Genomic DNA, 14,235 nt, shown 5'->3' on the forward strand with positions numbered 1-14,235 from the left:
CCCTCCTCAGGAGTCGCACTCACCCGTTGAGGCGGCCTCCCCCATACCGGTCGAAATACGCCTTTCGGTTCGAGGCCACGACCGTCGGAAGCCAGACAGGCCCCGCCCCACCCGACCGACGCGGGGACCCGGCCGACCTGACGACGGGGCCGGGCGGGGCGTCTGCCCTGCCCGGCCCCGTCGGCCGCTGCGATGGCGCGGCCCAGGGGGTGACGTGCTGCCGGCTCAGCCGGTGTTCTTCAGCCCCGCGGCGACGCCGTTGATGGTGGTCAGCAGCGCGCGCTGCAGCTCGGGCGAGAGCTCCTCGCCCCGCTCCTTCGCCGCGCGGACCCGCTGCAGCATCGCGACCTGCATGTAGGAGATCGGATCCAGGTAGCGGTCGCGCACGGCGAGGGTCCGCTTGAGGATCGGCTGGTTGTCCAGCAGGTTCAGCACGCCGGTGAGGCGCTCGATCTCCGAGACCGCGAGCTCGTACTCCTCGCGGATACGGTCGAAGAGGTACCAGAGGTTCTCCGGCACCAGCGAGTGCACGTAGTGCGCCGCGATCTGCATGTCCGTCTTCGCCAGCGTCATCTCGACGTTGCTGATGACGGTGCGGAAGAAGTGCCAGGAGCGGTACATCTCGTGCAGGTCGGGCTCGAGGCCGGCCTCGCGGGCGGCCTTCAGGCCGGAGCCGGCGCCGAACCAGCCGGGCACGATCTGGCGCGACTGGGTCCAGCCGAACACCCACGGGATCGCCCGCAGGCCGTCCAGGCCCTTGTCCGAGGTGGTGCGCTTGGAGGGGCGCGAGCCGATGTTCAGGTCGCCGAGCTGCTCCACGGGGGTGGAGGAGACGAAGTACTCGGGCAGGTTCTCGTCGTCGACCAGGGTGCGGTAACGGGTGAAGGCCGCGTCGGAGACGTGCTGCATCACCTCGCCGAAGCGCTCGAGGGTCTTCTCCGGGGTGCGCGGGGCGGTGTGCAGGGCCGAGCCCTCGAGCACCGCGGCGAGCGACAGGTCCAGGTTCTCCCGGGCGAGGGAGGGGAGCATGTACTTGTCGGAGATGACCTCGCCCTGCTCGGTGAACTTGATCTCGCCCTCGAGCACCCCGTAGGGCTGGGCGAGGATCGCGTCGTAGGTCGGGCCGCCGCCGCGGCCGACGGAGCCTCCGCGGCCGTGGAAGAGGCGCAGGGTGACGCCGTGGCGGGCCGCGGTGTCGCGCAGGGCGCGCTGTGCCTGGTGGATCTCCCACTGGCTGGTGATGACGCCGGCGTCCTTGTTGCCGTCGGAGTAGCCGAGCATGACCTCCTGGCGGTCGCCGCGCAGGCGCACGATCTCCCGGTAGGAGGGGTCCGAGAGCAGCTGGTCGAGGATCTCGCCGGCGTGGCGCAGCTCGGAGACCTCCTCCAGCAGCGGCACGAAGCCCAGGTCGGCGCGCTTCTCTTCGCGACCGGTGAGGTCGAGCAGCCCGGCCTCGCGGGCGAGCAGCGCGGCGGCGAGCACGTCGTCGGCGCCGTGGGTCATCGAGATGATGTAGGTCTCGATGACGGAGGTGCCGTACAGGCGGTGCGCATCGCGGATCTCGCGGAACACCCCGTAGGTGGTGCGCGTCGCGTCGTCGAGGATCGACTCGTCCTCGGTGATCGCGGAGCCGACCAGCGGGCGGCGGCTGCCGAGCTCGCGGGAGAGCACGGTGGTGCGCTCGGCGCGGTCGAGCTCGGTGTAGGGGCGGTCCAGCTCGCCGACGCGGTCGAAGAGCCGCGCGACGACCTCGTGGTGCTTCTCGGAGTGCTCGCGCACGTCGAGGGCGGCGAGGTTCAGGCCGGAGGCGGCCAGCACCTGCTGGGCGATGGCGAGCGCCCCGTCAGCGGCGCGGCGGCCGCCGTGGCGGCGCAGCGCCGCGCGCAGGACCTGGAAGTCGTCCTGCAGCTCCTGGGTGTCGCCGTAGTCGGCGCCGTGGACGTGCGCCTCGCCGGAGCGGATCCGCTCGCGGGTGGCGCTGAGCTTGGAGCGCATCGCGCCGAGCTTGAGCCGGTAGGGCTCCTGGTCGTAGAGCGACTGCTGGGTGCTGTCGACCTCGGAGTCGTGGGAGAGGTCCTCGGCGAGGCTGGCGCGCAGCTCCTCGTCGTCCCCGGTCAGCTCGGAGGAGACCGAGAGCTCGAGGATCAGGTCCGAGATGATCTCCAGGGACACGTCGATCGCGGCCTCGGCCTGGAGCTTCAGCACGTCGCGGGTGACCTCGGCGGTCACGAAGGGGTTGCCGTCGCGGTCGCCGCCGATCCAGGAGCCGAAGCGCAGCGGCACCTGGCCGTCGTGCAGGTCGGCGCCGTGGGCGCGCAGCTCCTCGCGCAGGTCGTCGAGCATCTCCGGCATGGTCTGGCGGAAGATCTGGCGCAGGTAGTAGAGGGCGTTGCGGGCCTCGTCCTGCGGGGTGGGGCGCGAGCGGCGCAGCTCGTCGGTCTGCCAGAGCGTCTCGATCAGCTCGGCGAGGTCGCGGTCCTGGCGACGGCGCTCGGGGGTGTCCTCCTCGGTCTCCTCGGCGAGGAGGTCGGAGATGCGGCGCAGCTTGGTCAGCACGGCGCGTCGCGAGGCCTCGGTGGGGTGCGCGGTGAACACCAGGCGCACGTCGAGGGAGTCGACGGCCTTCTGCAGGCCCTCGGCGCCGAGCTCCTCGTGGACGGCGCGCACGGTGCGCGGCACCCACGACTCGCTCGAGGGCCGCTCCTCGAGTGCGCGGACGCGGTAGACCTGCTCCGCGGCGTTCGCCAGCAGGAAGTACTGGGTGAAGGCGCGGGTCAGCGCGGTCGCCTGCTCGATGGGCAGGGAGGCGAGGCGGGCCTGGACGTCCTGGGCGCTGGCCTCGGAGTCGGCGGACTTCGCCTCCTTCGTCAGCTTGCGGACCTGCTCGACGAGGTCGAGCATCTCCTGACCGTGCTGGTCGGCCAGAGTGCGGCCGAGCAGGGTCGAGAGGCGGCGGACCGTCGCCCGCAGCGGGGCGTCGATATGGGGGTCGTCGCCGACGACGGGGAACTCGCTCGTCAGTGTCGGGACGGCGATGGCGTCGGAATGTGGCACAGGGCCTCCTGGGGTCGGCACGTCGACGGACGGCCGCCTTCCGACGCGCCGAGGGCGCGCTCAGGGCGACCGCGTCGGCGCGGAACGAACGGGCACAGACTACAGGCGCTCGCAGCGGAGCCGTCCCGGTCCTCACTGGGCGGACAGCACGCGGGCGGGCGCGTCGGTCGCAGAAGGGGCGGCCGACGGACGCTGGATCCCGTCGGCCGCACCCGCTCAGAGCACCGCGCGGAGGAAGTCGCGGGTGCGCTGGTGCGCGGGCTCGGAGAAGATCTGCGCGGGAGGGCCCTCCTCCACGATCGAGCCCTGGTCGAACATCATCACGCGGTCGGAGACGTCGCGGGCGAACTGCATCTCGTGGGTGACGATGAGCATCGAGATGTCGGTCTCCGCGGCGATGTCCTTCAGCACTGCGAGCACCTCCCCCACCAGCTCGGGGTCCAGCGCCGAGGTCACCTCGTCCAGCAGCAGGATCTCGGGGTCCATCGCGAGCGCGCGGGCGATCGCGACGCGCTGCTGCTGGCCGCCGGAGAGCTGCGAGGGCTTCATGTCCCGCTTCTCCCCCATCCCGACCTTCGCCAGCAGCCCCTCGGCCTTCGAGACCGCGTCGGCGCGGGAGAGCCCCTTGACGTGGATCGGCGCCTCGACGATGTTCTCCAGCACGGTCATGTTCGGGAACAGGTTGAAGTGCTGGAAGACCATCCCGATGTCCGTGGTGGTGCGGCGCCGGCGCTTGTCCGGGATGCGCACCCGCTTCCCGCCCTGCTCCTCGTACTGCAGCGGCACGCCGCCGACGCGGATGTATCCGTCGGTGAGCTCCTCGAGGGTCATCACCAGGCGCAGGATCGTGGTCTTGCCGGAGCCGGAGGGCCCGATGAGGGTGACCCGCTCCCCGCGGGAGACGGTGAAGTCCAGGCCCTGCAGGACGGTGTTGTCGCCGAACCGCTTGACGACGTCGCGGAACTCGATGTGGGGCGCGGTCCCGGGATCGGGCGGGGCAGTGTTCTCAGGCAAGCTTCTTCTCCAGTTTCCGGATCAGGAGGGAGGTGGGATAGCTGGCGGCGAGGAAGATCAGGCCCGCGAGCGTGATCGCCTCGGTGTAGCGGAAGTAGGTCGAGCCGTAGTTCTGCGCGACCCGCACCAGCTCGGGGATGTAGATGACCACGAAGAACGGGGTCTCCTTGAACATCGAGATCGCGTAGTTGCCCAGCGCCGGCAGGGTGTTGCGGATCGCCTGCGGCACCACGACCGCCCGCCAGGTGCGCAGTCGCGGCAGGGACAGCGCGGTGGCCGCCTCCCACTGGCCCGTCGGCACCGAGTCGATGCCGGCGCGGTACACCTCGGCCATGTAGGTCGTGTAGTGGATGCCGAGCACCCAGATGCCGATGGCGAGGGTCGAGTCGATGTACGGGGAGAGCACGAGGTTCGCGAACACGAGCTGGACCACCAGCGGCGTCATCCGGATGAACTCCACCACCCAGGTGAAGGGCGTGGCGATCGCGGTGGGGGATGTGCGGCGGATGATCGCGACGGCCAGGCCGAGCACGAGCGCGATGAGGGTGCCGAGCACTGTCGCGATCAGCGTGATCTTCAGGCCCTCGAGGAGGAGCGAGGGCAGGACGGCAGCGGCGTGGCTCCAGTCCCACCAGGACGTGGACGGGTTCATGCCACGGCTCCTTCCTTGGTGTTCGCTCCGGGCGCCTGGAAGAGCGCGCGCCAGGAGGAGCTGAGGGCGGGGCCGCGTCCGATCCTGTGCTTCGCTCGGATCTCCAGGCCGTTCATGATGATCACGATGACCCAGGCGATCAGGTAGTAGGCCAGCAGCGCGAAGAGATAGGCGAACCAGGTGCCGGTCCGGTCACGGACCTGCTCGACCTGGAAGAAGAGGTCGTACAGCGAGACGACGCTGACGATCGCGCTGCCCTTGAGCAGCTGGATCCAGAGGTTGGACAGGGAGGGCAGCATGAGCGCCCACGCCTGCGGGATCACGATCCGGAACATACCGCGGGCGGGGCTGAGGCTCAGCGCGCTGATCGCCTCGTACTGGCCCTTGGGCACCGATCCGATCGAGCCGCGCACCACCTCGGCGCCGTACGCGCCGTAGTTCAGCCCCAGCGCGAGCACGCCGATGAGCAGCGGCTCGAGCTGGAAGCCGAAGGGATAGGGCAGCTGCGGCAGCACGAACGCGAGCCAGAACAGCTGGACCACGAGCGAGGTGCCGCGGAAGAACTCCACGAAGATGCGCGCGAGAACCCGCACCGCGGCCGGCTTCGCGACCTGCGCGATGCCGAACACGAACGAGATCAGCAGCGCGAGCAGCCCGCCGAGGACGGTCGCGAGCACCGTGGTCCGCAGGCCCTGCAGGATCTGCGGCGAGCGGTCGAGCAGGATCTGCAGGTTCGGCCCGATGTCGTGGAGGAAGCCGATCACGCCGTCCATCGACGCCTCGCCTCTCGCGCCGGGGCGGCGCGGAAGGGTGCGGGGCTCACTGCAGGGAGGAGAGATCGCCCGAGCAGAGGATCTCGGTGGTCATCTCCTCGGGCGGCAGCTCCTCCTCGCCGAAGCCGTACTCGCCGACGATGGAGAGGTACCGCTCGGGGTCGGCGATGATCGCGGCAAGCTTCTCGTTGTAGGCGTCCAGCAGAGAGGTGTCCTCCTGCCGGAACACGGTGCCGCCGGCGCCGACCTGCTTCACGCCGTCGATCTCCTGCACGAAGCTCTCGGTGACCTCGACGTCGTCGACGGTGTTGTCGGCGAGGTAGTTCAGGGAGATGGCGGTCAGGGCGAAGGCGTCGGCGTTGCCGGACTTCAGCGCGTCCACGCCGTCCTGCGGCCCGCCCACCTCGATGGCGTCGAGCTCGAGGGCGGCGACGTAGTCGGACTCGACCGCGCCGGCCATGGTCGCGACGGTCAGGCCCGAGTCGACGAAGGAGTCCATGGTCTCGAGCCCCTCGGGGTTGCCCACGGGGACCATCAGGGCGGTCGTGTACTGGAACTCGGGCTCGCTGAAGGCGGCCTGCGCACAGCGGTCGGGGAGGATCGACATCCCGGCGCTGACCGCGTCGAACTGGCCGGCGTTCAGGCCCGGGATGAGCGAGCCCCAGTCGGTGAGCTTGCCCTCGACGGTGTCGATGCCGAGCTCGCCGAAGATCTCGCGGTGCAGGGCGACGGTAGCGCCGATGACCTCGCCGCCCTCCTCGAAGCTGTAGGGCGCCTCGCCGGCGAAACCGACGGTGATGGTGCCTGCCTCCTGCAGGCGGCTGAGCAGGTCCCCGCCGCCGCCGTCGCTGCCGGTCCCGCCACCGCCCCCGGTGCTTGTGCGGCTGCAGGCGGCGAGCCCGCCGCCCAGGGCCGCGGCGGAGAGCACCAGGCCCGTGCCGCGGAAGAAGGTTCGTCGGTCGTGCGCGCTGCGCTGCGTGGTGCGGCCCTTGTGCATGGGGTCCCTCTCGACGGGAGATCGTTGCCGCGCACGCTCGTCGTGTCGGACAATCGGATCTCTGGATATCGGATTCCTGGTCACCGTACCGGCGGATCGACAGGCGTCCACGACTCGCCGCCCATTCGTGATGGGGTCGTGATCCGCCCGCGTCGCCCGCGACTGTGACAGCGATGACTCCTCCCGGGCGTGCGCCGGGCCGGGGCGGGAGCGGATGATGGTGTCCTCGCACGCCCCCAGGCGGCGCACAGACTCAGGAGGACCCATGCCCCCTCGTCAGGACTCCGTCCGGCTGCCGATGATGCAGCCGATCCGCCGTCCTTCGATCATCGACCAGGCCGAGCTCGAGCTGCGCAACGCCATCTTCGTCGGCGACCTCCGCCCCGGGGACACGATCCCCGAGGTCCAGGTCTCCAAGCAGATGGGCATCTCCCGCTCCTCGCTGCGCGAGGCGTGCCAGCGCCTGGTGCGCGACGGGCTGCTCACGCAGATCCCGGGCCGCGGCCTGTTCGTGACGACGATGGACGCAGGCACCCTGTCGGACTTCATCGACTACCGCCTCGGCATCGAGATGCAGGCGGCGACCAACGTCGCCGAGCACGTGGCCGCTCTGCGCGCCGACGGCGACGAGGAGCAGATCCCGGCCCTGCTGTTCCCGCTGCGGGAGTGTGTGGAGCGGACCCGTCGCGCGCTCGCGGCGGGCGAGGTGATCGAGGCGGGCAACGCCGACCTCGACCTCCATCAGCGCCTCGCGGAGATCTCCCGCAACCGGTTCCTGGTCACGGCGATGAACACGATCGTGATCCTCACCCGCATGGGCACCTTCTCCGATCCTCGCGGCTACGGCGTGCGCGCGGACCTCACCGACACCCATGAGCAGCTCGTCGCCGCACTCGAGGCGGGCGACGCCTCCACCGCGCGCAAACTCCTGCGCGAGTCGCTGCGGGCGCTCGCGGCACGGCTGCGCGGGGACGTGGAGGAGCAGGACCTGGTGCGCGACCCGGACCTGCTGGAGTCCGACGGGCCGGAGTGGACCACCCTGGAGGGCGAGTCGCCGGCCCTGTGAGGGCCGGACACGAGAAGGGCCCCTCCCGGCGAGATCATCGCTGGTGAGGGGCCTTTTCGGCGGAGACGAGAGGATTTGAACCTCCGAGGCGATTGTAGTCGCCTACTCCCTTAGCAGGGGAGCGCATTCGGCCGCTCTGCCACGTCTCCTGGCGCCGCGGTGTCGCGGCACGCCGAGCCAGCATACGGGAGCGAGCGGGGTGCGCCAAAGCGAGGCGGAGCGGTTCGCGTCACACCTCCCCCTGCCCGCCCGTGGCTCAGAGGCCGAGCTTCTCCTGCAGCAGCGCGATGTGCTTCGGGGTGCCCACGCGGTACTTCACGAAGGTGAGGACGCCCGCCTCGTCGATCGCGAAGGTCGAGCGGATCGTGCCCTGGACGATCTTCCCGTACATGTTCTTCTCGCCCCAGGCACCGTAGGCGGTCATCACCTCGTGGGACTCGTCGGAGGCGAGGGTAAAGGGCAGGTCCTGCTCGGCGACGAAGCGGTCGAGCTCGGGGACCGGATCGGGCGAGATCCCGATGACGCGGTAGCCGGCGTCGAGGAACATCCGGTGGTTGTCGCGCAGGTCGCAGGCCTGCTTGGTGCACAGCGAGGTGTTCGCGGCGGGGTAGAACCACAGCAGCGCCGGCGCGCCGCGGAGGTCCTCGAGGGTGATCCTCCCGCCGCCTGCGGTGGGCAGGTCGAGGGCGGGGGCGGCGTCGCCGACGGCGAGCTTCACGGGGGCGGGCGACATGATCCTCCGAAACGGGTCAGGGGCGGGGCAGGACGTCCAGCCTAGCGACGGCGCAGGCGGCGGCCCAGATAGGTCTCGCGGAAGCGCCGCTCGGCGTGGCGGTCCCCGAGCAGGAGCAGCTGCACCTCCGAGGAAGCGGGGATCGACTCGACGTCGTAGCCGAGGGTGCCGTCCGCCTCGAGCACCGCGACGATGTCGCAGCCGGTGCGGCGGTGCACCTCGTCGTCCCGGAGGGGGCGGCGCATGAGGGAGGCCGGGCAGGGGGCGAGGAACAGCTCGTTGCCCTCGGCCAGCAGCACGCGGTGGCTGAAGCCGGCGTGGTTCCACAGGTCGGTGGCGCCGATGGTGGCGTAGGAGAGCACCCCGTCGGCCCCGGCGCGGTAGAGGGTGGCGACGTTGCGCTCGTAGGTGGCACGGGAGACGATCTGAAGCTCGGGCCGCAGGCGCCGGCAGAACAGGGTGAGGTAGACGTTCAGGTCGTCGTCGCGCGGGGTGACCAGCACGGCGGAGGCGTGCTCGAGGCCGGCGCGGCGCAGGATCCGCTGGTCGGCGGCGTCCCCGTGGACCACGGCGTAGCTCGCGGTCCCCTCGAGCACCGAGTAGGAGTTCTCGACCCGGCCCGGTTCGATCTCGACGATCGTGTTCGGGACGCCCCCGTCGCTGAGCGCCCGGGAGGCGGCGCGGCCCACGCGCCCGCCGCCGACGATCACGACCGGCTGCTCCTCGGAGACCTCGCCGCACTGGAACCGGCGGTCGTACTGGGCGAGGTCCTCGGCGGTGCCCGCCAGGACCAGCACGGTCCCGTCGGTGATCCGCAGGTCCGGGGTCATCGCGCGCAGCCGACCCTTGCGCAGCACGGCGAGGATCCGCACCCGGGAGCGCTGCATCTCGACGGCCTCGCCGAGGAACTTCCCCACCAGCTCGGTGCCGCGCGCCGCGGCCTCGGCGATGATCGTGTCGCCGATGGTGCCGATCGCGTGGACACGGCCGGTGGAGCCGAGCACGCGGGAGGCCATCTCGCGGCCGAGGACCTGCCCGAGCTCGAGCACGTGGTCGGCGCCGGCGAGGTTCAGCACGTCCACCGAGGCGGGCTTCGAGGCGGTCACGGCCACGGGCACGGTGGCGGCGGCCTGGCGCACCGTGAAGGCGACGTTGGTGTTGGCGTGGTCGGAGAGGGTGGAGATCACCAGCCGCGCCCGTGCCGCGCCCGCGTTGCGATAGGTGAACGCGGAGTCGAGAGGACCGACCACGACCTGCCGGCCCTGGTCGTGCAGCTCCCCCGCCTTCACGGCGTCCTCCAGCAGCATCACGGCGGGGATGCCGGAGCGCTCGGCGCGGGCGGCGAAGGCCTGGGTGACGGCGTCGGAGCCGACCAGCAGCACGTGGTCCCTGAGCGCGGGGGCGACCTTGCGCGGGGTGCGGGTGGCGCGGCGATGGTCCAGCCACGGCGTGACCAGGTACTGGATCACGAAGAAGGGCAGCAGCACGAGCATGTAGACCACGCCGCTGAGCAGCACCCACAGGGAGAACAGGCGCCCCGCGTCGTCGTCGAAGGTGATGTCGCCGTAGCCGAGCGTGGACATCGTGGTGATGGTCCAGTAGATCGCGCTCACCCAGGAGTGCTCGTCGCCCTCGAGGTGCATGAGCAGCTTGAAGCCCGCGGCATGGGCGATGACCATCGTCGCCCCGACGCCGAGGATCACGAACCCCGCCTTGGAGCGTCGGCCGACGAGCGGATGCCGCTCCGCACGTCGGCGCTCGCGCGCCGTCTGGCCCATGGCTGCCCTCGCTCTCCGGTCGGTCTCCTGCGGCCGCGCGGTCGCGGCCGCTCGAATCGTAGGCCCATGGCGGGCCGAGGGCGACCCCGCTCCCGATGCCTGAGCCGAGCCTCACCTCGCCCGCGCACCGCCCCGGCGCCCGGAGAGGCGCGGCCGACCAGATCGCCTTCACCCTGATCGACCGGATCGGCCTGGCGATGTTCCATGATATCGCCTTCATCGTGCTGGCCCCGCTGATCATCGCAGTGGCGCACCAGGCGAAGATGCCGTTCATCAAGCTGGCGATCCCCGCCGGTGGGCCCCGGGATGGTCCTGCTGCTCTGGCTGTTCGTCGGCCGACCCGAGGGCTGCGGGCTCAGCACACGGTGCCGGGCCCGCTCTGCCAGGCATGGGCGACGAGCTCCTCGAGCACCGACTCGTCGATGTCCGGCAGCTTCTTCACCCACACGCAGCCCACCCCGCGGCGGTGCTTGCCGAGCTTCTCGAGCAGCTCGTCGGAGCGGGGGAAGCCCTGGATGCCGTAGAGGGCGAGGTCGGCCTTGCGAGGACTGAAGCCGAGCTGGAAGGTGTCGCCCTCCCGGCCGGTGGCGTAGCGGTAGTGCACCTCGCCGTAGCCGATCATGCTCGGACCCCACATCGTGGCCTGCTCGCCGGTGGCGCGGCCGAAGAGCTCCAGCAGCCGCGCTCCCTCCTCGCGGCGCCTGCCCTCAAGGCCGTCGACGTAGTCGGCCGGGCCCATCGAGGTGGCGTGGGTCGTGATGTCCTTCGCGCTCTTCCCGGTCGCGCCCTGGGTGGCCGTGGTGCGGCCGCGGTCCGGCGCAGGCGGGTTCGTCATCCCCTCGCCGTGCTCGAGCAGCAGGGCCTGCAGCCGCCTGCCCGAGGCGGGACCCACCCCGTGCAGCTCGGCGAGCTCCGCCCAGTCGCGCTCGACGAGCTGGTCGACGGTGGTGATCCCCTGCTCGGCGAGGGCGCGGGCAGCGGGGGCGCCGACGCCGGGGACGGCGCCGATGGGGGTATCGAGTGCGCTCATGGCAGGAGTATGACCGAGCCCCGCGGCCGACGGGAAGGCGTCGGCGGCGGGGCTCGTCGGGGCTGCGGGGTTCAGCGGCGCTCGTCGAGGGCGCGCACGCCCTTCCACGCGGCGGGGATCAGAAGCGCGGCGAGCGCGGCCTTGACCAGGCCGCCGGGGATGAAGGGCCACAGGCCCGCGGCGAGCACGGCGCCGAGGTCGGCGCCCGCGCCCATCACGGCGTTGAGGATCATCGCGAGGTACGGCACGCCGACGAGGAAGGGCACGACGCTCGCGGCGACGAAACCGGTCATGGCGAGCACGGGGCGGCGGTCCCAGGCACGCTCGGCGAACCAGCCGGCGACGAAGGCGGCGGGGATGAAGCCGAGCACGAAGCCGAAGCTCGGCGAGAGGACCATCGCCGGCCCGCCGGAGAACTCGGCGAAGACGGGCGCGCCGGCGAGGCCGACGACCATGTAGGTCGCCAGCGAGATCGCCCCGCGGCGGGAGCCCAGCGCCGCGCCGACGAGGATCACGCCGAGCGTCTGCCCGGTGATCGGCACGAGCGGCAGCGGGATCGTGACCTGGGCGAGCACCGCGACGACCGCGACACCGGCGACGACGAGCAGGGCGTCGCGCAGCAGGCTGCGGTGCGGGGCCAGGGCGTCGGCCAGGACGGGACGGCGAGCCGGGACGGCGATCGCGGACATGGGACTCCTCGGGGGCTGGGAAGCTACGACGAGGTCCCAGGGTACGCACTCACCGCCGCGCGATCACCCCGAGGTCCGTCGCGACCCATCGTGCGCCGCCGTCCCGCCGCTCCTCGCGCCGGGCGTAGCGGTAGAGGCAGTACCGCACCCGCAGGGCCGTCGGCCCCCGGCCGTCGAAGGGGTCGCGGGCGAGCAGGCGGCGCACGCCGGGATTCCCGTCGGCGAGCCGCTCGAGCAGCACCACGAACCACGGCTCGGCGCCGGGCCGCAGCGCGAGGAACCACATCTGCCAGTCGAGCCGCAGGTGATAGGGCGCGACCTGCCGGGGCAGGCGGCGCAGGTCGCCGGGCTTGCCGCGGAACTCGAAGGCCCGCCAGGTCTCCTCGTCGGCGTGGTGCCCCGCGGCGTCCTCCGTCCCCTCGATGAGCACCTCGTACCGCCGCTCGGTCATGGAGCCGAAGGCGCCGTAGGCGTTCACGAGGTGGAAGCGGTCGAAGCTCGCGTTCATCAGCTGGTGCGAGGAGAACAGGTTCGCGAGCGGCTTCCTGGAGAGCACGGCGAGACCCGCGAACGCGGCGGCGACCAGCACCGTCCACCACAGCGGCGAGGACACGTCCGCGCCCGCGCCGCCGCCGTCGGCCTTCAGCGGCACCCCGAACCAGCTCCACCCCGGGAACGGGCCCCCGAGCAGCCAGCGCCAGAACCCGTCGGAGATCGCGGCGCAGGCCACGAGGATCGTCAGCCAGTTCAGCCAGGCGTAGTTCCCGGTCACGACGAGGAACAGCTGGGTGGCGATCACGGCGCAGGCGGCGAAGGACGCGACCGGCTGCGGGGCGAGCACGAGCCAGATGATCCCGAGCTGCACTGCGTGGCTGCCGAGCACCTCGGCCCGGTGCCACCAGCGGGGCATGAGGTGGGCGGTGCGGCTGAGCGGGCCGGGCATCGGCTGGGTCTCGTGGTGGTGGTCCATCGCGGTGAGGTCCCGCCAGGAGCGGTCCCCGCGCATCTTGATCATCCCGGCCCCGAACTCCAGGCGGATCAGCAGCCAGAGGAGGAACAGCATCATCAGCTGCGGCGGCGGGACGGCGTGCGAGCCGAGCAGTCCCACGAGCGCGCCGCACTCCAGCAGCATCGACTCCCAGCCGTAGCCGTAGAAGATCTGCCCCACCGAGACGATCGACAGGTACATCGCCCACATCGCCCCGAACACCGCGAGCATGGTCCAGGCGGGTCCCTGCTGCGGCAGTCCGAGCACGACGGCGAGCCCGAGCAGCATCCCGACCAGGCACATGCCGCGCAGCAGGGCATCGCTGTAGGGGACGTGGCGGAAGAGCGTGGGCCCGGCGCGTCTCCCCGCCCGCTCGAGGAAGTCAGGGACGGGAAGGAGCCCTTTCTCCCCCAGCAGCACGGGGAACTGGTGGAGGGTCGAGAGGAAGGCGAGGACGTACACCGCCGCGACGCCCCGCTGCACGATCTCGCGGGCGATCCACGAGTCCTGGGCGTCCAGCAGGCCGATCCAGCTCGTCCAGTCCATGCTCCTCACCTCCGCGCCACGGGTGCTCCCCGATTCTCACCCTCGCCGCCTGCGCGCGCCATCGCGTCGGCCGCGCTCCTGGGCGAGGTTCCTCTCGGCGGACCTCAGCGCAGCAGATCCACCAGTGTCGCCCCCGCCCACCAGCTGCCCAGCGCGATCACGAGCGCGAAGCTGAGGTTCCACAGCGCGGCGGGGATCGGGGTGAGCTGGGCGAGCTGGCCGGGGTCGTCCTGCCGCCCGCCCCGGCGGAGCACGGAGCCGAGGTGGCGCCAGGCCCCCAGCAGCAGGAACACCCCGGCGGCGAGGGTGAGCAGCGCGGTGAGCGCAGGGCTGCCCCACCACCACAGCGCCCCGATCCCGGCGGCGCTCGCGAGGACGGCGAGGACGGTGTGCCCGGAGCGGGTGAACACGAGGGACACCACCAGCACGACGAGCGCCGCGAACAGGGCGGTGCGCGCCCAGCCGTGCAGCGCGATCTGCACCAGCAGCGCGCCGACGACCGCGGGTGCGGGATAGCCGGCCCAGGTCGAGAGGATCCGGCCGATCCCGCGGCGGGGGCCGACGGTCACGGCGTGGCCGGACATGTCGGCGGAGACGACGAAGCCGGTGAAGCGCCGGCCCATGAGGATCCCGACGGCGGCGTGGCCGAGCTCGTGCACGATCGTCACGCCGGGGCGCAGCAGCCGCCACAGCGGCGGCACCACCACGACGAGCGCCGCGACGGCCAGGGCGAGCAGGATCCAGGGCCCGTCGTCGGGGGCGGGTCCGGGCGCGAGGCGCCCTCCGATCGCGTCGAGGATCTCGCCGATGTCCATCGGGCCATGGTGGCACCGCATGCCCGGAGGCTGCTGGGAGCTCAGCGGGTGGCGTGGAAGACTGACGGGAGCCGTCGACGACGACCCCGAGGAGCAGATG

At 71.7% G+C, this 14,235-nt stretch carries 12 protein-coding genes, 1 tRNA gene and 1 pseudogene; 2 read left to right on the forward strand and 12 right to left on the reverse strand.

What is annotated here, in order from left to right; genetic code table 11:
- Positions 1-225: 225 nt before the first annotated feature.
- The 5 genes from ppc to Y09_RS04185 form a co-directional block, all read right to left on the reverse strand.
- A complete protein-coding gene (gene ppc / locus Y09_RS04165; RefSeq protein WP_053916392.1) occupies positions 226-3,054 on the reverse strand; it encodes a phosphoenolpyruvate carboxylase in 2,829 nt (942 codons plus the stop codon).
- Positions 3,055-3,270: 216 nt separating this feature from the next.
- Positions 3,271-4,068: an ectoine/hydroxyectoine ABC transporter ATP-binding protein EhuA gene (ehuA, locus tag Y09_RS04170; RefSeq protein WP_053916393.1), complete on the reverse strand. Its 798-nt coding sequence runs from the start codon at positions 4,066-4,068 to the stop codon at positions 3,271-3,273.
- Complete coding sequence (ehuD, locus tag Y09_RS04175; RefSeq protein ID WP_053916394.1) at positions 4,061-4,720, reverse strand: ectoine/hydroxyectoine ABC transporter permease subunit EhuD; 660 nt, start codon at positions 4,718-4,720, stop codon at positions 4,061-4,063. Before ehuD ends, ehuA begins: the two co-directional genes overlap by 8 nt.
- The gene (gene ehuC, locus Y09_RS04180) at positions 4,717-5,493 is read right to left on the reverse strand and encodes an ectoine/hydroxyectoine ABC transporter permease subunit EhuC (protein WP_053916395.1); all 777 of its coding nucleotides are present in this window, start codon (positions 5,491-5,493) and stop codon (positions 4,717-4,719) included. Before ehuC ends, ehuD begins: the two co-directional genes overlap by 4 nt.
- A gap of 46 nt (positions 5,494-5,539) precedes the next feature.
- Positions 5,540-6,490: a transporter substrate-binding domain-containing protein gene (locus tag Y09_RS04185; RefSeq protein ID WP_148639516.1), complete on the reverse strand. Its 951-nt coding sequence runs from the start codon at positions 6,488-6,490 to the stop codon at positions 5,540-5,542.
- A 265-nt stretch (positions 6,491-6,755) separates the two neighbouring features.
- Here Y09_RS04185 and Y09_RS04190 point away from each other — a divergent pair, with 265 nt between their 5' ends.
- Positions 6,756-7,556, forward strand: a complete 801-nt coding sequence (locus Y09_RS04190) for a GntR family transcriptional regulator (RefSeq protein WP_010550051.1) — start codon at positions 6,756-6,758, stop codon at positions 7,554-7,556.
- 60 nt (positions 7,557-7,616) lie between these two features.
- Here Y09_RS04190 and Y09_RS04195 read toward each other — a convergent pair.
- From Y09_RS04195 to Y09_RS04205, 3 genes are all read right to left on the reverse strand, one after another.
- Positions 7,617-7,705, reverse strand: a tRNA-Ser gene (locus tag Y09_RS04195).
- A gap of 107 nt (positions 7,706-7,812) precedes the next feature.
- On the reverse strand, positions 7,813-8,289 hold the full coding sequence (locus tag Y09_RS04200) for a peroxiredoxin (protein WP_053916396.1): 477 nt from the start codon (positions 8,287-8,289) through the stop codon (positions 7,813-7,815).
- Between the two features lie 41 nt (positions 8,290-8,330).
- Positions 8,331-10,067, reverse strand: a complete 1,737-nt coding sequence (locus Y09_RS04205; protein WP_053916397.1) for an NAD-binding protein — start codon at positions 10,065-10,067, stop codon at positions 8,331-8,333.
- Positions 10,068-10,264: 197 nt separating this feature from the next.
- On the opposite strand from Y09_RS04205, the pseudogene Y09_RS18070 reads away from it, so the two are divergent.
- Positions 10,265-10,348 (forward strand): annotated as a pseudogene (locus Y09_RS18070) (hypothetical protein); the annotation flags it as partial.
- Between the two features lie 74 nt (positions 10,349-10,422).
- On the opposite strand, the gene Y09_RS04210 reads toward Y09_RS18070, so the two are convergent.
- The 4 genes from Y09_RS04210 to Y09_RS04225 form a co-directional block, all read right to left on the reverse strand.
- Positions 10,423-11,097, reverse strand: coding sequence for a helix-hairpin-helix domain-containing protein (locus Y09_RS04210; RefSeq protein WP_053916398.1), 675 nt, complete (start codon positions 11,095-11,097; stop codon positions 10,423-10,425).
- Positions 11,098-11,168: 71 nt separating this feature from the next.
- Positions 11,169-11,786 carry a biotin transporter BioY gene (locus Y09_RS04215; RefSeq protein WP_053916399.1) on the reverse strand — a complete coding sequence of 206 codons (618 nt, stop codon included), beginning with the start codon at positions 11,784-11,786 and terminating at the stop codon, positions 11,169-11,171.
- Positions 11,787-11,835: 49 nt separating this feature from the next.
- Positions 11,836-13,320 (reverse strand): lipase maturation factor family protein, encoded by a 1,485-nt coding sequence (locus Y09_RS04220; protein ID WP_082358627.1) that lies wholly within the window; start codon positions 13,318-13,320, stop codon positions 11,836-11,838.
- Positions 13,321-13,424: 104 nt separating this feature from the next.
- Entirely contained in the window at positions 13,425-14,135 is a 711-nt protein-coding gene (locus Y09_RS04225) for a M50 family metallopeptidase (RefSeq protein ID WP_053916401.1), read from the reverse strand.
- Positions 14,136-14,235 lie beyond the last annotated feature (100 nt).

It is taken from the genome of Brachybacterium sp. SW0106-09 (assembly GCF_001293905.1).
Classification (GTDB): domain Bacteria; phylum Actinomycetota; class Actinomycetes; order Actinomycetales; family Dermabacteraceae; genus Brachybacterium; species Brachybacterium conglomeratum.